Genomic DNA, 19347 nt, shown 5'->3' with positions numbered 1-19347 from the left:
TGATTTTTTACTATTTATTTTGTAAGTAGTAAAAAATCCAGAAGAAGGGCAATCTAGTGCAAGTATTTGTTGCGCGTCAAGCAATATTCAATCGTCGCCAACATGTTGTTGCGTATGAATTGTTGTTTCGTAATAGTACAGACAATTTTTTTCCTAATATCGACGAAAGTGTCGCTACTGCAAAGCTTATTATGGAAAATCAGCTTAACTTTGGCACTCGTCACATTACTTCAGGTAAGAAGGCATTAATAAATATTGGTCCCGATTCATTAAAAATGGACTTATGTACATTTTTACCCTCCAATGATGTTGTTCTTGAACTACTAGAAGATATAGAGCCAACAGAAGAAAACTATCAGCTTTGCCGTGACTTGTTTCATAAAAATTATATTTTAGCACTCGATGATTTTGTCTACGAGCCCAAGTGGGATCGTTTCCTAAAGTTTATAAAACTAATTAAATTTGATATTCAAATCACCCCACTTAAACAATTAAATGGTTTAATTACAGAACTCAAAAAACATAAAAAAATTAAACTGTTAGCAGAGAAAATAGAAACCATTGATGACTTTCAATTAGCGCATAAAATGGGCTTTGATTATTTCCAAGGCTACTTTTTTGCTAAACCTAAATTAATTGAACAAAAAGACATTGATATGAATCATGCGCTGGCTTTGTCTATTTATGCGCAAGCGATGAAAGAAAACCCAAATATCAACACGATTGCAAGCTTATTCCAGTTAGACACCGCGCTTGCGTTTAAATTGTTAAGGTTGATAAATAGCGGTGTCTTTCCGGTGCAAAAAGAAATTGAATCCATCAGGCAGGCTTTAGTTTATTTAGGGCATGAGCATATTCGAAAATTTGTTAGTTTAATTATTACTGCACACGTGTCTAAATCTAAACCCGCTGAATTAGTAAAGATGTGCATCATTCGCGCTAGATTTTGCGAACTAGTCGCTCAGAAAGTGGCACCTAGCCATGCTAACAGTGCATTTTTAACCGGTTTATTTTCTTTACTGGACGCTATCTTAGACAGGCCGATGGCACAATTGCTGGATAAATTACCTTTCCCAGAAGAGATTAAATTGGCACTGATGGCGGAAAAAAATACACTTTTCTATATATTAGAAACAGTTAAAGCGTATGAGTCTGGAAGCTGGTGGGCATTGGAAAAAGCAGTGGTGTTTTTAAATACTTCAAGTGATGGTTTACCTAAGTTATATGAAAATGCGTTAAGCTGGTCAAATACTCAAAAATATCATTAGGGTCTATTGACCTTTGTGGATTAAAATTGGTTCAAACTAGGGTCGGTTTAATCGCGGGGCGAGGTTTGTAACCTAGTGGGCTAAGTTAAAACCGAGCAAAGCTTGCGCGTCCTGCTCTCGCCTCTTACCACCACTCATGTAGGCAACAAAGAGTAAGTCGCCCCTAAGCAGAACCCGAAGGGCAGCGCCTGTTTGGCATTGATGCTGCGTTATCACCTATTTATGGGGAATAACCATACCACATAGGCGGCTTGCCTAAATACCAAATAGACTGCTGCAAATTTAACCTTAAAAGGTCAGCAGACCCCAGAGCACAGTAATGAGAAATAAAAACATGGATGTAGTTCGTGGCATCGCCGTTTTAGGTTTGATGTACATGAATGTTTATTTTTTTGGTTTATTTGAATTCGGTTATGTGCCGCAACCAACCCCTCCTTTGTCAGATGATGTAATCCAGACTGTAAACCTCTTTTTCATTGATGGCCGCTTCCGCACTTTGTTTTGCTTATTATTTGGCGCAGGCCTATATATACAATGGCAGCGTTATCAAAATATTACGATACTTAAGAAACGATTAAAAGTGTTGGCAGTATTTGGCTTGTTGCATGGTTTTTTACTTTGGGCGGGTGATATTTTGTTTATTTATGCCTGCGGGGGTTGGTTGACGTGTAAATATTTAAACGCGGACAATTCAATCATTATAAGGCGTGCGTGGCAGTTTTTGTTCATAGGCGCATTGATGAGCATGGTATTAATGCTAGTGGAGCCTTATATTGTTATCAATCGCACTGATAGTGCATTTTTACAAAGTTATGAGCAAACATTGTCGAGTTTAGGCAATATACTGGGCACAAATGCACTGATGTTTGTCATTATGATTATCGCTGTCCCGTTAATTACGCTTTGGATGAGCGCTGCTGTAATGCTGGTAGGCGTGTATATCTATAAATTAAAAGTTTTCGATGATGGCTTACCGGCTGCCTCAGTTCGCACTGTTGGATGTATTGCTTTTTTACTGTCCTGTTTGAGAGTGCTATTGGAGTACCAACATTTTCAATTGGCACACGTGCTGAAAGAGCCGTTAAATTGGTTAGCGGCATTATTTACCGCCTTACTATTAATTCACATCATCGTGAAAGCTGTACATAAAGATAATTGGATCACAATCGGATTTATGCGGTTAGGTCGAATGTCTTTAACCGCTTATATTTCTCAAACGGTTTGCTTGTTTTTGCTTTTCAAAATAGTGTATCCACACTGGGTATTAAGCTTTAATCGGATTGATTATTTGTATTTAGTTACAGTACTTGCGCTGATCCAATATTTTAGTTTTTGGCTTTATAGTTGTTACTTTAAACTAGGGCCACTTGAATTAGTATGGCGAAAACTGTCAAGGTAAAGTTTGTGGGCTATGCTTAAATTCTGGTATATAAGATTAAGCTGCGATATGAAAATTCTGGTGTTAATACTGTGTTTAAGCGTGAGCTCACAAGCCGCGGCAAATAATGCGATTTCAATCTTATTTGTTAATCCATCAATTGAGGGAGAACCCTTTTGGGCCAAGGTTCAGGCTGTAATGGAAGTCGCAGCAAAACAATATAATGTTAACCTTGATGTAATTTATGGTGAAGGTAATCGTTATATCCAATTAGCCGAACTTAAGAAATACCTCCAGTATCGAGCCACCCCAGATTACGTTGTCTTGCTCAATTACCCCGGGGGTGCTGAGCAATCCATGTCATTGCTTGAAAAATTTAATGTAAAGTTTATTACTTTAGAGCAAACAATAACCGGCGAAGAGCGTGCAGCAATTTCAGGCCCTCAAGAGCAGTTTAAATTTTGGCTGGGTGAAATTTATCACGATAACTACACAGCAGGCTTTATGCTAGCAAAGGCATTAATTGAAAAAGCAACTGCAAAGGCGCTCACACCTCATGTGGTCGCTATTAATGGCCATTATGGTACAGAGTCTGATGCGCGAAACGATGGGCTCAAAGCTTATTTGCAGCAGCATGACTTAAGCCTTAGCCAAACAGTGTATGCTGGCTGGTCTAAACCAGAGGCGATGGAAAAAACTAAAAAGTTACTTAAAAGGTATCCAGATACAAATATCATTTGGAGCGCATCTGATTTAATGGCATTAGGCTCTTATACAGCGGTAAAAGATAAAAATGCTCATCCTTATTTAATAGGTGGGTTTGATTGGCTCAGAGATAATTTAAATTTAATAAAGCAAAACAAAATCACTGCCAGTGTAGGGGGCCACTATATGATGGGAGGTTGGGCACTCACTACTTTGGTTGATTATCATAATGGACATCCTTTTTGGCAAAACAACACCAAGGTTGAATTTGAACTGGGTGTAATAACACAAGACAATATTCACCAGTATGATTACCTTATAGACATTGCGGATTGGACTTTTTTAGATTTTAAACAGCTCTCCTTATTTCGCACTAAACAGGCTAATTATGTATTTGATGTGTCTCAATTACGTAAAGACAACAGCCAAAATGAAAATTAACCGCGCAAAAGTTTTAGCGCTGGTTTATACCTAAGTCACCCAAGATATAGAATTTAGCGTTTCACAGAGGCTCGATACTTAGACGCTACTTTGCAACAATGTCAACCATTTAAATAGCCTCTATGAGTTAAGTGCTGTAAAGCGTCCTTAAGGTGGGTTTTAAAGCAATGTATACTGCATTACGGATTTTAACAAAAGAACCTCTATTATCTAAAATCAATGCCTTGCCCAAATCGCTTTTAATTCCAACTGTAACTCGCATCTTAGGGTGGTTTGGGTATACAATATCGGCCTTTAAAATTAAGACGAATTGGCCATGACAGATTTAAAACGATTAAATAAATTTATAAGTGACACTGGTTTTTGCTCGCGACGTGAAGCTGATAAGTATATTGAAGACGGTCGTGTCACTGTTAACGGTCAACGCCCTGAAATGGGTGTAAAAGTTGCGGTCACTGATGATGTATTAGTTGACGGTAAATCACTTAAAAAAGTGCCTAAACGCGCGTACATTGCTTACAACAAACCCGTAGGCATTACCTGTACTACTGAGCGTAAAATTCAAAGTAATATTGTCAAAGCAGTTAATTATCCTGATCGAATCTTCCCTATTGGTCGTCTTGACCGCCCCTCTGAAGGACTTATATTTTTAACCAACGAAGGGGACATCGTTAATAAAATTCTTCGCGCTGGTAATAACCACGAAAAAGAATACGTAGTGACTGTTGATAAACCGCTGAATCGCCAGTTTGTTAATAAGATGGCCGGGGGGATTCCCATCCTTGATACAGTCACAAAAAAATGCAAAGTCACCCAAACCGGCGCTAAAGAGTTCACTATTATTTTGACTCAAGGCTTGAACCGCCAAATACGTAGAATGTGCGAATACCTTGGCTACGAAGTAGTCACATTAAAGCGCACGCGTATTATGAACGTGACGCTAAAAGGGTTAAAAGTAGGGCAATGGCGTCATTTAACTGAACATGAAATGGCGTTAATTAATGACTCAATTGCGGATTCTGGCAAAACAGAAGAACGCTCAATTGATGAAAATAAACAAGCTACAGCCGATGTTAAAAAACGCGACTTTCAAAAGCACGTTGAAAAAGCTAAGTCACAACAGTCAGCAACAGCCAATAAGACCTTTAATAAACCTCGTGCAACTGCAAAACGAAGAACAGGCACACTCAGTTTAAAAAAGTAACCATATGAACTTTGAAAAGGCCAAGTAATGTGAATTACTTGGCCTTTTTTCGTTAACTGTTCTTCGGCACCTCAATTCTAAACAGTACAGTATAAAGCACTGGCACAACGATTAAGGTGAGTATGGTAGCAAAGCCTAAACCAAACATGATGGTGACCGCCATTGACTGGAAGAATACATCAAATAACAGTGGGATCATGCCTAAAATAGTAGTGATAGCAGCCATAGCCACGGGGCGGACACGGCTAACACCAGAATCAAATACGGCTTGATAGGGGTCTTTGCCTTCACTGAGTTCGAGGTTTATTTGATCAACTAACACAATGCCATTTTTTATCAACATGCCGCTTAGGCTCAATAAGCCAAGCAGAGCCATAAAGCTAAATGCGGCATTCATTAATAATAGACCCGCGCTGACACCAATGATGGCCAATGGCACAGTGGCCCAGATCACGAGTGGCTTTTTAACAGAATTAAATAACAACACCGTCACTGCAAACATGGCAAGGTAACCTAGAGGCAGTGAGCCAAATATGGCTTTTTGTGCCTTTGTTGCTGACTCATATTCGCCGCCCCATTGCAGCTCATAGCCGTGAGGGAGTTTTATAGCTTCAATACCAACTCTTACGCGAGCAAACAGCTTAGCAGGCGTTTCATCACCAATGACGTCGTGGTCTGCCATAACGGTGATGGTGCGCTTGCGGTCGCGGCGCATTATTAGGCTGTCTTCCCATTCAACAACAAAGTCATCCACCACTTGGGTAACGGGCACAAACACGCCAAGTACCGGGCTGTATATCTGTAAGTCGCGCAAGCTTTCAACATTCAAGCGCTCTTCTGCAGGGGAGCGTGCGATGATCGGTAATTGCTGAGTGCCATCTTTATACACGCCGACTTTTTTACCAGACAAACTAGTCAGTAATAACTGATCTAAGTCTGTTTTAGCAATACCTAAGCGCCGCGCTTTTTGCTCATTTAGTTGAGGGCGAATTAGTTTTGAGCGCTCGCGCCAATCATCACGAATATTAAACGCGCCAGCATCTTGGCTTAAAACTTCTTTCGCTTTTTTTGCAAGTTTTCGAAGCACGACTGGGTCTGCACCAGAGAAGCGTGCTTCTATTTTAGCATCGGTCGATGGGCCAATTTCCATCCGCTTGATTTTAAGTTTGGCATCAAACACATGGCTGTACTCATAGTCACGTACTTTGGCAATCATAGTGGAGACGGCTTCACGGTCTTTTACCCGAATAATTAATTGTCCATAGGCTGGGTATGATTTTTCAGGTGCATAGGTCAACATAAAGCGTGGCGCACCTTGGCCTATGGTTGAGGTAACTTCTTCGACCAGCTCATCTTTTTGTAAAAAGGCTTCAAGCTTAGCAACGCCATCCATTGTCGCATGAATATCAGCGCCTTGTGTGTGCCAATAATCTACGTAAAACATGGGCGTATTTGATGCAGGAAAGAATGCTTGTTTAATGAATTTAAAGCCAAATACCGAGCCTACCAGTAATACCACCATTAATAGCAAGGTCGTTTTACGAAAACGCATTGCATTGCCTAATAGGCTTTTATAAATATTAAATATGAAGCCTTGGTAAGGGTCTTCTTCGGTATTTTGGTTTTTAAACTCAGACTGTTTAAACATTAAATCAGCAAAAAATGGCGTTAGCGTTATAGCTGTTATCCAACTTAAAAGTAATGAAATAAGTAACACCCAGAATAAGCTGCCAGCAAATTCACCACTGGCGTCAGAGCTTAAACCAATAGGTGCAAAAGCAGTGATTGCAATGACTGTTGCGCCGAGTAAAGGCCATTTTGTTTGCTGCACAATATTAGCCGCGGCTTTAACTTTGGTTTGCCCACGCTTTAAGTTGATTAATATACCTTCGGTGACAACGATGGCGTTATCGACCAGCATACCCAATGCGATGATCAAGGCGCCAAGTGAAATGCGCTGTAAATCAATAGCGAACAGCTTCATAAAAATGAATGTACCCAACACGGTAAGCAATAATATTACGCCAATCAAAACGCCACTTTTAAGCCCCATAAACACCAGCAAAACAATAATGACGATGGCAACGGCTTCAACTAAGCTGATAATAAATCCGCTTACAGACTTTTCTACTTCAACGGGTTGGTTATATACAGTATTAATCTCCATGCCATGTGGGCGTTGGTATTCTAGCGATGCTAAATGAGCTTGAATATTATCGCCAACATCCACCACATTTACGCCAGTACTAAAAGAAACACCGACTAATAAAGCTTGTTGTTGGTTAAACCGCATTACATTATTGGGTACTTCGGCGTATTCGCGATATACCGTTGCTACATCACCTAAGTAAATAAGCTCACTTGCGCCAGGTTTTGAAATAAGTAGATTTTCAAGCTCAGACACATCCTTAAACTCGCCCGTAGGGTGAAGCCGAATTGATTCATCACCCACGCGTACTTTACCTGCATTAGAGACGGTGTTTTGTGATTGTAATAACTGATAAATTCGATTTGGAGCAATCCCTAGTTGCGCAAGTTTACGGGTAGAAATTTCGACCATAACTTGTGCTTGTTGTTCTCCATTGACGGTTACTTTACTTACGCCTTCCACTAAGACTAGCTCACGCTTTAGGTAATCAACGTAATCTTTGAGCTCATCATAAGAGTAACCATCACCCGTCACTGCGTACATTACACCATATACATCACCAAAATCGTCCAGTACGGTGCTTGGGTATACACCGCTTGGCAAAGAGGATGCATTGTCACTAATTTTGCGGCGCAGTTCATCCCAAATTTGGCGCAAGTCTTGTTTTCGATAAGTGCTTTTCATTTCTACGGAAATTTGCGATTTACCCGGTGATGAAATACTTGTTACGTAGTCAACGTAGGGTAATTGTTGAATTGCGTTTTCAATGGGAAAAGTGACTTCTTCTTCAACTTGCTGCGGTGATGCCCCCGGATAGAGTGTAATCACCATGGCTTTTTTTAGTGTAAACTCAGGGTCTTCTAACTGACCAAGGCCTAAGTAAGATACTGCACCACCGATCAATAAAAGCAGTGCAAACATCCAACTAACCACTTTGTGCTTAATAGCAACCTCTGCAAAGCTCATTTTATAGGCCTCGCTCTTTTTGCCATGGACGAACTTGCATGCCTTCTTTTAAATAATGCACACCAGCTGCTACCACGGTTTGACCTTGTTCAAGCCCAGAAAGTACTTCTATACCACTCTTGTGTAATTGGCCCACTTTAACAGCGTGCTTATTAACTTTGCCTGTTTGTTGATCATACACCCAAACATAACTGCTATTAGCTTGTTCTGTTGGCTCAGAAAAAACAGCCTCTACGGGTAATAAAATATAACTCGATTGTGAATGTGTAATTTTACTTAAATCAATATCTACTCGGCCAGTCATTCCTGCAAGCAGGTTGAAATCTTTTGGCACTGGCAATGAAAACACCACTTTATATGTCAATGTGGCAGGGTCAGCTTGTGTATCAAATTCTTTGATTGTGAGGGTGTATGATTTATCAGGGTAGCCATCAAATACAACGGTTGGTTGGTAGTTCGCGTCTTTATCGATACGAGCGATAAGCTTCTCTGGTACTTGAATAACAACATCCATTAAATCGCGTGTTTCTAAGCGCAAGATGTTTTGTTTAGCTTGAATATTCTCATAATTTTTAACAAATACTTTTGCAACGGTACCACTAAATGGTGCACGTAATTCACTGTTATCGAGATTAGTTTTAGCTATTTTTAATGCTGATTCAGCAACTTGTTTATTTGCTAGTGCCTGATCAAGTTCTGATTGACTGGTGATGGATTTATCAAATAACTTTTTGACCCGCTGTAGCTGTGACTGAGCTAGTTCAAAACGAGCCTTGCGTTCATCATACTGGAGTTGAAAGTCCTCTGGATCAAGTTTTGCGAGCAGTTGACCTTTTTCTACATGTTGACCTGCTAAGGCGGGAAATTCAAGTAATTCGCCATTTACCCGAAAGGCCAAATAAGAACCCTGATTAGCAACAACTTCAGCAGGGAAGCTACGTATTGTTTCATCCGAATTAACGCCAATAGCAAATAATTTCACTGGGCGAACAGGCTGCTCTATTGTCGTATTCTTGGCTGCTTCTTTACACGCAACTAAACTAAGCATGAGTGATGATAAAATCAAAACTGACAACAGTTTCATGGTCTTCTCCGTGGCTATGAAAACATAAATTAGATGCAGCATACGCCGCAAACATATAAAATAAAAATTATTAAATTTTAAAAAGATCATAAATAAAAATTATGGTTATTAACAAGGATACAAAATGAACCTTGTTCAGCTAAAAATGTTAGATGCGATTGTTTCAACGCAAAGCTTATCTAAAGCTGCAAATGAATTGCACAAAACGCAGCCCGCGCTAACGCTTGCTATAAAAAAACTAGAGCAAGAGCTCGGTTTTGAGTTGCTCGATCGTACACAATACAGATTAACTCTCACTGAAAAAGGAAAGCTGTTTCACCGGGAAGCGGTCCAATTATTGATTGCTCAATCACATTTAAGTCAGTTAGCGAGTGAGCTTGCATTAGGAAATGAGTCAAATTTTAAAATCTGTTATGAACAGCTCTGTCATGCGCCGTTATATAACGATATTATCTGTGAAGCATTTACTGAGTTTCAAAGTACTGAGTTTAGCGTAAGCAGCGGTAAGCGATTTGCGTCTTTAGAGCAAGTGAATAAAGGTCTAGCTGATTTAGGAATAGGGCCTTGGTTTGACCTTTTTCATGCGACTGGTGATTTAGAAAGTCTACCCATCGGAAAGTTAGATATTGGCATTGTGTGCGCAAATAACTTAGTACCAAAACAAATTAACTACGAGCAACTACAGCACTATCCTTGCCTTGCAATGTTTGAAAGTGAAATGAGCTTTGACTCTGAGCGACTTTCTTATTCGAAAGGTTCAGCAATTATGAAAATTGACGACATTGCTACCTTAAAATCTTTTTTAGTCTCAGGGGCCGGTTGGGCAATGATCAGTATAGGTCACTGCCAAGCAGAGCTTGACGCAGGTTTATTACAACAGGTTGAAGTGCTAGACAGAGAGCACATGTTCAGCGCTCAAATTCGCGTTTTTAGGCAGCATGCAACGCATCATGGCCCTGTTGCTCGAGCAATATGGCAAGGTTTTAAACAAGCAAGTGAACAGTTTAAAAATGAAAGATAATCAGGCAACCAAAGAAGAAAAAATTTTTACTGTAATCGCAAACATTCCACCAGGTTGTGTTGCAAGTTATGGGCAGGTTGCAGCGATGGCTGGACTTATTAATAATGCTCGTTTGGTCGGGCGGCTATTAAAACTAATGCCAAAAGATTCAACTATCCCTTGGCACCGCGTGATGAATAGCCAAGGGAAAATCTCTTTTGCAGAAGGTACAGCGCAATACATAAAACAATATCAGTTATTGCTCGCTGAAGGGGTTGTGTTTAAAAATGGCAAAGTCAATATGCGGATATATCAGTGGCAATAAATTAAGTTGCTAATAAACGTATTGGCTGATTGCAATATAATGGCAAACACATCCTAACATCACAAATACATGCCAAATTGCGTGGCTGAATTGGCGGTTTTTGGCACTGTAAAAAATGGTGCCTAAACTATAAAATAGCCCACCACTGAGTAACCACCACAGTGCATTGATATCCACTTTTAAATAGAGTGGGTATACAATAGCGACAGCAAACCATCCCATTAATAAGTAAGTGGTTAGTGACACTCTTTTATTTTGATTTTTTACAAATAATTTATAGCAAACCCCACCTAAAGCTAAAGACCAAATAAATACCAAAGTTAAAACCGAGACTAAACCAGACAAAGAAAGCACTAAAAATGGTGTGTAAGTGCCTGCAATTAAAATATAAATAGCGCAATGGTCACACTTTTTATAAACAGCACGCGCTCGCTCAGATGAACTACTGTGATAAAGCGTTGATGCTAAAAATAATAAAAAAAGGCTCGCACCGTACACCAGTGCGCTTGCACCTTGTACTACGTTTTCAGATTTTACTAGCAGCTGCCAAAGCACATAAATCGAAAAAATAACGCCAGCACCATGCGTCACCACATTTAATTGCTCTTCTTTTTTTGAATAAGCAGGGATAACACTCATATCACACTCTTAAGGGGGAAAATATAGTTTCAGTGTACAAGTGTACGCTGAAATTTTCAATACAAAATAAGAGACAACATTTTGGTTAATTTAACTAACTGTGATGGTTAAAAAAACCATGCCCTGAATCTTCACTGAAAGTGTATTTATTTATATCTATATATATCAGTGAGTTAATTTTTATTTTTCAGTTGGCACAACCTTTGATTAAGTTATAGCGACTAACTTAATAACTCAATAAGGAATACCATTATGAAAAGCTTAATGAAACTATCTGTTGCGGCACTATTGGTTGTTGGCTCTACACAAGTAAGTGCAAATGATGGTCAATTAGACCTTACACAGACACTATCAAATAATATTGCTTCATATATAGAAAAAACCAGTAATGAATTGCAAAAAAACTTAAAGCAATCATTATTAGTTGATTCACAAAATATGTTAAATAACCTGATCTCAGAGCAGGCAGATAATGTAACTAATGTGGCTAAAACCAATACTAAAGAGCAAGTTGTTTCAGTTGAAACAGCAAAAGTAGAGGGTTAATCAGATGAGCAGTGAACTAGGATTATTTGTTTTAATGTTAGCACCTGTTCTTAGCTTATTAAGTGCTTACGCTTCATTTGAACTGTTAAGAAATATCGCTCAATGGTTAAATGTAGGCTGATAGATTAAAACAATTTTTGATGTTGATCTTATACACTGCAATGCACGTAAAGTAATGCATAGTTGAATTAATGTAGTAGGGCAATATGATACGTGCAATCTTCCCATTACCTGTGTTTATTTTACCTGGTGGGTATACGCGACTTAGGATATTTGAAGCGCGCTATTTGGATATGGTTAAAGAGGCGCTAAAAAATGATGCCCAATTTGTTCTTTGTGATTATGATTCGCATACATTCAGTAATGTTCCTGAAACAGGCTGCCTTGTAAAAATAGTCGATTTTGATCAGGACGATCAAGGCAATTTGCTGATTGATATCCGCGCTCAGTCAGTTGTTACAATTAGTAATGTTACTTTCAGTAAAAATAAATTGCGCTATGGCGAAACTGCACCATTACAGGGGCCAGGCTGGCTTAGTGATCCTCGACCATTGAATTCTGACGATCAAATCCTTAGAGAATCACTTGAAAAATTGTTTACAGAAAACCATGAACTCGCTTCACTTTATAAGTCCACGTGCTTTGATGAACTTCCATGGGTTATAGCTCGTTGGCTTGAACTAATTCCAATATCTCATAATAAAAAACAACAGCTTGCGTTCAATTCAGGCTTTGCGAATATTCAAAATTTCCTCCATACTGTAATTAATAACGAATTTACCTAAAAATGTGATCTTATTATTTATCTCTACGTATTGGATAGAAGTGAATATTAAGGGGAACTAACAATGGTAAGTCAACAACCTTCTACGCGTTGTAAACCTAAAACAGGTAACTTCACTGCCATGGCGGATACACCGAGCAAAGAACTTGCAGATTCATTATTTGCAGTTGCATCAAGCAGAGACAAAAAAGCATTTGCTTATTTGTTTTCTTACTTCTCTCCAAAGATAAAGCGCTTTGGCATAAAACAGTTTAATTCTGAGGCTCAAGCAATGGAGCTTGTGCAAGAAACGTTAACCTCAGTTTGGCGAAAAGCGCACTTATATAACAATGACAAAGGCGCTGCTACGACTTGGGTTTACACAGTCATGCGAAATGCATCATTTGATATGCTTAGAAAAATGAAAAGCACAAAGGAAGATTGCATAAGTGAAGATATTTGGCCATTGATTGAACAAAGCGAGACTGAAAACTATGAGTTCAGTGACCACTTAGAAGATAAACAGATTAAGAACTACCTCGAAAAACTACCCCAAGCTCAACGAGATGTTGTCCGTGGCGTGTATTTTCAAGATATGTCGCAAGAGCAACTGGCAGACCAATTAGGCATACCAGTTGGTACAGTAAAATCCAGACTTCGTTTAGCGCTACAAAAACTTCGCAACGAGATGGGAGAAAGTCATGATTAAACACCATCCAACAGATGAAATTTTATCTCAATTTGTTTCAGCAGATTTGCCCGCAAGTCTCAGCGTAGCAGTTGCCATACACGTGGACATGTGTCCGTGTTGTAAAAGCAAAGTAGCTGCAATTGAGGCTAAAAATGCTGAACAAGTTTTTGCTGAGGAGTCTATCAATGACTTTTTAGTTGAAGATGAGCTCGAAGGGATCTCAGACTTACTTGATGCCATTACAATGGACGAGTCAGTTGATGACATGTACGAGGTTGAACCTCAATTGATTAGTATAAACGAGCAAGATTATCAATTACCTCGTAGCTTATCGCGTATTCCTCATAGTAAGTTTATGCAAATGGGTAAGTTATCTCGTTCTCGTGTTGCTATAGATGATGGCCCATTACGTTCAAGCTTGCTACATATTGCGGCAGACGGAGAGATACCTGAACACACACACACAGGTTTTGAGTTAACACTGTTGCTTGATGGTGAGTTTAGCGATGAAACTGGAAAGTATGTACCAGGTGATTTTATGATGCTCGATGGTCGTCACAACCATACGCCAATTACGAAAGAAGGATGTTTGTGCTTTACTGTTGTCAGTAGTGCTCTACACTTTAATAAAGGATTAAGTAAGTTACTCAATCCAATAGGCAATTTTATATACTAGGATAGGTATGCAAGAACAGGTTATAAAGCTAGGCATTAGTGCATGCCTAGCAGGTGAAAAAGTACGTTTTGACACAGGTCACAAAAGATCAAACTTTTGCATGGACGAACTTGGGAAGTACGTAGAATATCAACGTTTTTGCCCAGAGGTCGCAGTAGGTTTACCGATACCTAGGCCTACTATCAGACAAGTCAGAGTGGGCGACACCATTAAGGTTTGTAGACCTGATGGTACAGGTGATGTAGGCCCAAAGCTTACTGAGTATGGAAAAAAAATCGCTATGGAGCAGGCGTCTACTTTAAGCGGTTTCATTTTTTGCGCTAAAAGCCCAAGTTGTGGAATGGAGCGTATTAAAATTTATAACGAAGCGGGTACAGGTAATACTTCTGAGGGGGTTGGTTTTTTTGCAGAGCAAATAATGGCTCATAACCCGTTATTACCATGTGAGGAAAACGGCCGTTTAAATGATATGCATTTGCGCGAAAATTTTGTTATGCGCATTTATACGTTTAAAAATTGGCAGCTACTTACAGAGCAGCCAATTACTGTGCACCGTTTGACGCAGTTTCATGCAAAATACAAATATTTATTAATGGCGCATAATTATCAGGCTTATAAAGACCTAGGCAATCTACTAGGGACATACGACGGTGATGATTATGAAGCACTTGCAGATAAATACATTTTGGGTTTGATGACTGCGCTTAAGAAGCCTGCGTCACGCAAAAATAACAGCAATACCTTGATGCATTTACAGGGCTATTTTAAAAAAGTGCTTTCAAAGGTAGAGAAGAAAGAATTACGTGATGCCATTGATGAATACAGAGAAGGCATTGTCCCACTTTATGTACCCTTAACCTTGGTTAAACATCACCTAAAAGTTCATCCTAATGGGTATTTAGAACAGCAAGTTTATTTTAACCCCTATCCTAATGATCTAAAATTACGTTTCGGAATTTAATGGACACAATTTTTTGGTTTAGGCGCGATTTGCGCCTTTTTAATAATTTTGCACTATACGATGCAATCGAAGCAGGCTGTAAAAATGCCCTTTTTTTCGTTACCCCAGGTCAATGGGAGCAGCATAAGGTTGCGCCAATACAAATTGATTTACTAAAAAGGCGTGTAACATTTTTAGGTAAGTTATTAAGCGAACATGGTATTACACTTCATGTCATCGAAAGTACTAATTACACGTCTTGCATAAAGGATCTGTCAGATTTTTTATCATCAAATAACGTAAAGCATATTTACGCTAATGCAGAATACGAAATAAATGAGCACAATCGTGACACACAGTTTATTTGTGAAGCGGATAAGCTAGATGTGTCTGTTCATATGTATGATGGTGATTTGATAGCCCCTCCTGGTTCTGTTACCACAAAAAATGGTGAGATGTATAAGGTGTTCACACCATTCAAAAACGAATGGTTAAAACAGCATCATGACACCCATTTTTATTTTAAAGAAATGCCTAACACGTTTTCTGCGGTTCAATTTCAAGATAACGATTTGCTTAAAGGTGACGGTAGCTCAAATAAGTGGCCAGTTGATGATGAGGCCTTAAGTCAGGTTATCCATCGTTTTATTGATGAGAAACTTACGAACTATAAAGAAACACGTGATTTTCCTGCAATAAAAGGCACATCCGGTTTGAGTCCATACCTAGCACTGGGTATTGTCAGTACCCATCAGCTTATTGCCCTTGTGCAACAACGTCATGTTGATGTGCTATCCAGTGCAAAAAGTAATTTATTTACATGGGTTAATGAATTAGTTTGGCGCGAGTTTTATCGCCACTTATTAGTCGCTTTCCCGTCGTTAAATAAATATAAAAACTTTAACGAAAAGTACGACGCGGTTAAGTGGCGTACGAGTGAGGCCGAATTTCAGTCTTGGTGTGAAGGTAAAACAGGCTATCCATTAGTGGACGCGGCGATGCGCCAACTGAACGAGACGGGTTGGATGCATAACCGCTTGCGAATGGTTGTGGCAAGCTTCCTAACAAAACACCTATTGATTGATTGGCGCAAAGGTGAGCGTTACTTTATGCAGCACCTTATCGATGGTGATTTAGCATCTAACAATGGCGGCTGGCAATGGGCTGCGAGTACAGGATGTGATGCTCAGCCTTATTTCAGAATTTTTAACCCGATAACGCAAAGTGAGCGATTTGATCCGAAAGGCGAATTTATCCGTAAGTATATACCAGAGCTTGAAAATGTTCCTGATAAGCACGTTCATTTTCCGCATAAATATTTAGCGAGTATTGGCCGAGAAGCCGATTACTGGCCGGCAATAGTGGATCATAAAGCTGCAAGAGAAAGAGCACTAGCCGCGTTTAAGGTATAACGAAGGAATAAAATGAGTACGCAAAGAGTTGAATCATTCGTTAATATATATCAACAGCTGAATAAGCATAATCTTCACCTTTTAAGTGATATATATGCGCCTAACATTCACTTTTCAGATCCTCTTCATGAGGTTACTGGTCTTGATGATTTACACAATTACTTCTCAGATTTATATAGTAATGTTCTAGAGTGTGGTTTTGACATAACGAGTCACCATTGCTCAGGGGATGATGCGTTTGTCTATTGGATTATGAAATACAGACATCCAAAACTAGCAAATGGCAAAGAGATTAGCGTCAATGGACATAGTCACCTTGTGTTTGATGGCGATAAAATAGTTAAGCATCAGGATTACTTTGACGTAGGGGCACTTTTGTATCGTAACATTCCTTTGGTTGGTGCTGTTATTAAACTTATAGACAAAAGGGCAACGAAGTCATGATAACGTTAATTACAGGCGCCACATCTGGGATTGGTGAGGAGTTAGCCAAGCAGTATGCAGCGCAAGGCGATACTGTTATTGCATGTGGTCGTAATACCGATAAGCTGGCAGAGCTTGCGACACATCAAAATATCGAGCCATGCAAATTTGATGCGACTGATTTACAAGACATTAAGAGTGCGACAATAGCTTATACCCAATTTGACCGTGTAATTTTAAACGCGGGTAATTGCGAGTATATAAATGATGCGCGTAATTTTGATAGCAGTTTATTTACTCGTGTCATAAACACAAACCTTTTGTCTGTCGGGTATTGTTTAGAAGCGTTACTGCCAAAAATAAAATCGGGTGGTCAACTTGTGCTTGTCAGTTCAAGTGTGACTTATTTACCTTTGCCTCGTTCAGAGGCCTATGGCGCTTCTAAAGCGGGTGTAAGTTATTTAGCTAAAAGTTTAGCTGTCGATTTGAATGATGTCGATGTCACTTTGGTCCATCCTGGATTTGTTAAAACGCCACTGACTGACAAAAACGATTTCCCTATGCCGATGGCTGTTTCTGCAGAAAAAGCAGCTGACTACATTATATCTGGTGTTAAAAAGCGTCGCAAAGAGGTTCACTTTCCCTACCGATTTACACTTATTTTAAAATGCATGCGCATTTTGCCATTACCATTATGGCTTAAATTAGCAAAAGGATTATCTCGTTGAAAAAAATTGCAATTATTGGCTCTGGTATCTCAGGCTTAAGCTGTGCTCATCTACTACACAAACAATACGATGTTACGGTATTTGAAAAGAACGACTATATTGGTGGTCATACTGCAACTGTTGATGTTGATATTGAAGGGACTAATTATGCTATCGATACGGGCTTCATTGTATTTAATGATAGAACCTACCCGTACTTTGAAAAGTTACTCAGTCGAATTGGCATCAGCCGCAAACCTACCCAAATGAGCTTCAGTGTTCACAATGAACAAACAGGCTTTGAATATAACGGACATACATTTACAAGCTTATTTGCTCAAAAGCGCAACATTTTGCGTCCTCGCTTTTACAAATTATTAGCTGATATTGTCCGTTTTAATAAGTTATGTAAATCACTACACAGTAAAAATGTATACGAGAAAAAAACGCTGGGACAGCTTTTAGATGAGCATAGTTTTAATGACTTCTTTCGCTACCACTACATACTCCCTATGGGCGCCGCCATTTGGTCTACCAGCATAAAAGAAATGAGTAATGTTGAGGTTGAATTTTTTGTCAAATTCTTCTTTAACCACGGTTTATTAGATATCACTAACAGACCCCAATGGTATGTAATCCCAGGCGGTTCAAGAGAATATATTGCGCCTCTTATTAATGGTTTTGAACAGCAGATAAAACTTAATAGCGATATCGCTGAAGTTGAGCGCCTTGATGATAAAATTATTATCCATTTAAAAAATGGTGAGCAACAGCAGTTTGATAAGGTCGTCTTTGCATGCCATTCTGATCAGGCTTTAGGGTTATTATCATCCCCTAGTATCGATGAGAAGAGGGTTCTTGGCGCTATTCCTTATTCTGAAAATTCAGTGATTTTACACACTGACACATCAATCTTACCCAAGCGAAAAGCAGCGTGGGCGAGCTGGAATTATTTATTGAACGACAGCACAGATAAAGCCGCTGTAGTTACTTACCAAATGAATATTCTTCAGGGTATTCAAAGCGATACTCAATTTTGTGTAACTTTGAACCACAAGCAAGGTATTGATAAAAGTAAAATTTTACGTGAATTTACTTATCACCACCCAGTCTTTAATGAAGCCTCAATTGCTGCTCAACAACAAAAGCACAGTATAGATGGTGAAAATAACACTTATTTTTGTGGGGCTTATTGGTATAACGGTTTCCATGAAGATGGGGTTAGAAGTGCAGTCGATGTAGCTCGCCAACTAGGTGTTGAATTTGAATAGTGCTGTTTTTACAGGCGATGTGCGTCACCGCAGGTTTGCTGTTAAATCACATGAGTTTAAGTACCCGCTCTACATGATGTGGGTTGATTTATCACAACCTTCAATGCTTAATGGTATTCACCCACAATTAGGCACATCAGGATTTAAAGCATTAAAATTTAAGCAGTCTGACTATTTGAAAGATGGCACAGAAGAGCTTAATGGAGAAATAGTCAAACGTGCACTAGATAAAATTAATGAATTAGGTGTAAACGATGAGTTTGCAAATGTGTACATGCTTGGCCAGCTTCGTTGTTTAGGTATTTATTTTAGTCCGGTTAATTTCTTTTTTTATGAAAAACCTGATGGCCAGTTAAGCTATATGGTTGCTGAAGTAAGTAATACGCCGTGGAACGAACGGCACTACTACTTAGTAGAACTTGAAAAGAAAGTGAACTTTAAAAAAGTTTTTTCCGTATCACCTTTTATGAATTTAGATATGGATTACCACTGGGCAACGCGTATCAATGATGACAGTGTTTTAATCCACATTGAGAATAAAAAAGACAATAATGTGTTGTTTGATGCAACACTTAGGCTAAAACGGCAATCGTTAACTAAACAAAACGTATCTGCTATTTTTAAACAGTTCCCTGCAATGACTTGGACTATTTTTAGAGGTATTTATGTTCATGCATTTAAGTTGTTTTGTAAACGAGTGCCATTTATCGGTCATTCAGGAAGCGGCAGTTAAGTCTGCTTCAAACTAGTTAGGTGATG

At 39.1% G+C, this 19347-nt stretch carries 19 protein-coding genes; 16 read left to right on the top strand and 3 right to left on the bottom strand.

Annotated elements, in window-relative coordinates; genetic code table 11:
• Window positions 1–56: 56 nt before the first annotated feature.
• From CSC79_RS02200 to rluF, 4 genes are all read left to right on the top strand, one after another.
• Window positions 57–1268: an HDOD domain-containing protein gene (locus CSC79_RS02200; protein WP_099293496.1), complete on the top strand. Its 1212-nt coding sequence runs from the start codon at window positions 57–59 to the stop codon at window positions 1266–1268.
• A gap of 319 nt (window positions 1269–1587) precedes the next feature.
• On the top strand, window positions 1588–2667 hold the full coding sequence (locus CSC79_RS02195; RefSeq protein WP_099293494.1) for a DUF418 domain-containing protein: 1080 nt from the start codon (window positions 1588–1590) through the stop codon (window positions 2665–2667).
• Between the two features lie 48 nt (window positions 2668–2715).
• Entirely contained in the window at window positions 2716–3792 is a 1077-nt protein-coding gene (locus CSC79_RS02190) for an ABC transporter substrate-binding protein (protein WP_099293492.1), read from the top strand.
• Between the two features lie 316 nt (window positions 3793–4108).
• Window positions 4109–4996 (top strand): 23S rRNA pseudouridine(2604) synthase RluF, encoded by an 888-nt coding sequence (gene rluF / locus CSC79_RS02185; RefSeq protein ID WP_099293490.1) that lies wholly within the window; start codon window positions 4109–4111, stop codon window positions 4994–4996.
• Window positions 4997–5048: 52 nt separating this feature from the next.
• On the opposite strand, the gene CSC79_RS02180 is transcribed toward rluF, so the two are convergent.
• The gene (locus CSC79_RS02180; RefSeq protein ID WP_099293488.1) at window positions 5049–8111 is read right to left on the bottom strand and encodes an efflux RND transporter permease subunit; all 3063 of its coding nucleotides are present in this window, start codon (window positions 8109–8111) and stop codon (window positions 5049–5051) included.
• Window position 8112: 1 nt separating this feature from the next.
• Entirely contained in the window at window positions 8113–9195 is a 1083-nt protein-coding gene (locus tag CSC79_RS02175; protein WP_099293486.1) for an efflux RND transporter periplasmic adaptor subunit, read from the bottom strand.
• A gap of 124 nt (window positions 9196–9319) precedes the next feature.
• Here CSC79_RS02175 and CSC79_RS02170 point away from each other — a divergent pair, with 124 nt between their 5' ends.
• Both CSC79_RS02170 and CSC79_RS02165 read left to right on the top strand, forming a co-directional pair.
• Entirely contained in the window at window positions 9320–10216 is an 897-nt protein-coding gene (locus CSC79_RS02170; RefSeq protein WP_099293484.1) for a LysR family transcriptional regulator, read from the top strand.
• Window positions 10206–10520, top strand: coding sequence for an MGMT family protein (locus tag CSC79_RS02165; RefSeq protein ID WP_099293482.1), 315 nt, complete (start codon window positions 10206–10208; stop codon window positions 10518–10520). The genes CSC79_RS02170 and CSC79_RS02165 overlap by 11 nt, the downstream gene beginning before the upstream one ends.
• A 9-nt stretch (window positions 10521–10529) precedes the next feature.
• Here the strand turns inward: CSC79_RS02165 and CSC79_RS02160 are convergent, their stop codons facing one another.
• Window positions 10530–11159 carry a hemolysin III family protein gene (locus CSC79_RS02160; protein WP_099293480.1) on the bottom strand — a complete coding sequence of 210 codons (630 nt, stop codon included), beginning with the start codon at window positions 11157–11159 and terminating at the stop codon, window positions 10530–10532.
• A 252-nt stretch (window positions 11160–11411) separates the two neighbouring features.
• Here CSC79_RS02160 and CSC79_RS02155 point away from each other — a divergent pair, with 252 nt between their 5' ends.
• From CSC79_RS02155 to CSC79_RS02110, 10 genes are all read left to right on the top strand, one after another.
• Window positions 11412–11705, top strand: a complete 294-nt coding sequence (locus tag CSC79_RS02155; RefSeq protein WP_099293478.1) for a hypothetical protein — start codon at window positions 11412–11414, stop codon at window positions 11703–11705.
• A gap of 206 nt (window positions 11706–11911) precedes the next feature.
• Window positions 11912–12490: an LON peptidase substrate-binding domain-containing protein gene (locus CSC79_RS02150; RefSeq protein WP_099293476.1), complete on the top strand. Its 579-nt coding sequence runs from the start codon at window positions 11912–11914 to the stop codon at window positions 12488–12490.
• Window positions 12491–12553: 63 nt separating this feature from the next.
• Window positions 12554–13177, top strand: coding sequence for a sigma-70 family RNA polymerase sigma factor (locus CSC79_RS02145; RefSeq protein WP_099293474.1), 624 nt, complete (start codon window positions 12554–12556; stop codon window positions 13175–13177).
• Window positions 13170–13835: a ChrR family anti-sigma-E factor gene (locus CSC79_RS02140; RefSeq protein ID WP_099293472.1), complete on the top strand. Its 666-nt coding sequence runs from the start codon at window positions 13170–13172 to the stop codon at window positions 13833–13835. Before CSC79_RS02145 ends, CSC79_RS02140 begins: the two co-directional genes overlap by 8 nt.
• A 7-nt stretch (window positions 13836–13842) precedes the next feature.
• Window positions 13843–14796, top strand: a complete 954-nt coding sequence (locus CSC79_RS02135; protein WP_099293470.1) for a DUF523 and DUF1722 domain-containing protein — start codon at window positions 13843–13845, stop codon at window positions 14794–14796.
• Complete coding sequence (gene phrB, locus CSC79_RS02130) at window positions 14796–16187, top strand: deoxyribodipyrimidine photo-lyase (RefSeq protein WP_099293468.1); 1392 nt, start codon at window positions 14796–14798, stop codon at window positions 16185–16187. The genes CSC79_RS02135 and phrB overlap by 1 nt, the downstream gene beginning before the upstream one ends.
• A 12-nt stretch (window positions 16188–16199) precedes the next feature.
• Window positions 16200–16631: a nuclear transport factor 2 family protein gene (locus CSC79_RS02125; RefSeq protein WP_099293466.1), complete on the top strand. Its 432-nt coding sequence runs from the start codon at window positions 16200–16202 to the stop codon at window positions 16629–16631.
• The gene (locus CSC79_RS02120; protein ID WP_099293464.1) at window positions 16628–17338 is read left to right on the top strand and encodes an SDR family NAD(P)-dependent oxidoreductase; all 711 of its coding nucleotides are present in this window, start codon (window positions 16628–16630) and stop codon (window positions 17336–17338) included. Before CSC79_RS02125 ends, CSC79_RS02120 begins: the two co-directional genes overlap by 4 nt.
• A complete protein-coding gene (locus tag CSC79_RS02115; RefSeq protein WP_099293462.1) occupies window positions 17335–18588 on the top strand; it encodes an FAD-dependent oxidoreductase in 1254 nt (417 codons plus the stop codon). The genes CSC79_RS02120 and CSC79_RS02115 overlap by 4 nt, the downstream gene beginning before the upstream one ends.
• On the top strand, window positions 18581–19321 hold the full coding sequence (locus tag CSC79_RS02110; RefSeq protein ID WP_099293460.1) for a DUF1365 domain-containing protein: 741 nt from the start codon (window positions 18581–18583) through the stop codon (window positions 19319–19321). Before CSC79_RS02115 ends, CSC79_RS02110 begins: the two co-directional genes overlap by 8 nt.
• The last annotated feature ends 26 nt before the right edge of the window (window positions 19322–19347 follow it).

It is taken from the genome of Pseudoalteromonas sp. 3D05 (assembly GCF_002723455.1).
Taxonomy (GTDB): domain Bacteria; phylum Pseudomonadota; class Gammaproteobacteria; order Enterobacterales; family Alteromonadaceae; genus Pseudoalteromonas.
The sequence above is the reverse complement of the archived record's forward strand: the minus strand, read 5'-3'. Positions and strand labels throughout refer to the sequence as shown.

Coding starts and splice junctions, on each gene's coding strand:
- CSC79_RS02120 (WP_099293464.1), top strand. CDS start 16,628: ATGATAACGTTAATTACAGGCGCCACATCTGGGATTGGTGAGGAGTTA.
- CSC79_RS02175 (WP_099293486.1), bottom strand. CDS start 9,195: ATGAAACTGTTGTCAGTTTTGATTTTATCATCACTCATGCTTAGTTTA.
- CSC79_RS02150 (WP_099293476.1), top strand. CDS start 11,912: ATGATACGTGCAATCTTCCCATTACCTGTGTTTATTTTACCTGGTGGG.
- CSC79_RS02140 (WP_099293472.1), top strand. CDS start 13,170: ATGATTAAACACCATCCAACAGATGAAATTTTATCTCAATTTGTTTCA.
- CSC79_RS02190 (WP_099293492.1), top strand. CDS start 2,716: ATGAAAATTCTGGTGTTAATACTGTGTTTAAGCGTGAGCTCACAAGCC.
- rluF (WP_099293490.1), top strand. CDS start 4,109: ATGACAGATTTAAAACGATTAAATAAATTTATAAGTGACACTGGTTTT.
- CSC79_RS02155 (WP_099293478.1), top strand. CDS start 11,412: ATGAAAAGCTTAATGAAACTATCTGTTGCGGCACTATTGGTTGTTGGC.
- CSC79_RS02165 (WP_099293482.1), top strand. CDS start 10,206: ATGAAAGATAATCAGGCAACCAAAGAAGAAAAAATTTTTACTGTAATC.
- phrB (WP_099293468.1), top strand. CDS start 14,796: ATGGACACAATTTTTTGGTTTAGGCGCGATTTGCGCCTTTTTAATAAT.
- CSC79_RS02160 (WP_099293480.1), bottom strand. CDS start 11,159: ATGAGTGTTATCCCTGCTTATTCAAAAAAAGAAGAGCAATTAAATGTG.
- CSC79_RS02125 (WP_099293466.1), top strand. CDS start 16,200: ATGAGTACGCAAAGAGTTGAATCATTCGTTAATATATATCAACAGCTG.
- CSC79_RS02195 (WP_099293494.1), top strand. CDS start 1,588: ATGAGAAATAAAAACATGGATGTAGTTCGTGGCATCGCCGTTTTAGGT.
- CSC79_RS02180 (WP_099293488.1), bottom strand. CDS start 8,111: ATGAGCTTTGCAGAGGTTGCTATTAAGCACAAAGTGGTTAGTTGGATG.
- CSC79_RS02170 (WP_099293484.1), top strand. CDS start 9,320: ATGAACCTTGTTCAGCTAAAAATGTTAGATGCGATTGTTTCAACGCAA.
- CSC79_RS02145 (WP_099293474.1), top strand. CDS start 12,554: ATGGTAAGTCAACAACCTTCTACGCGTTGTAAACCTAAAACAGGTAAC.
- CSC79_RS02135 (WP_099293470.1), top strand. CDS start 13,843: ATGCAAGAACAGGTTATAAAGCTAGGCATTAGTGCATGCCTAGCAGGT.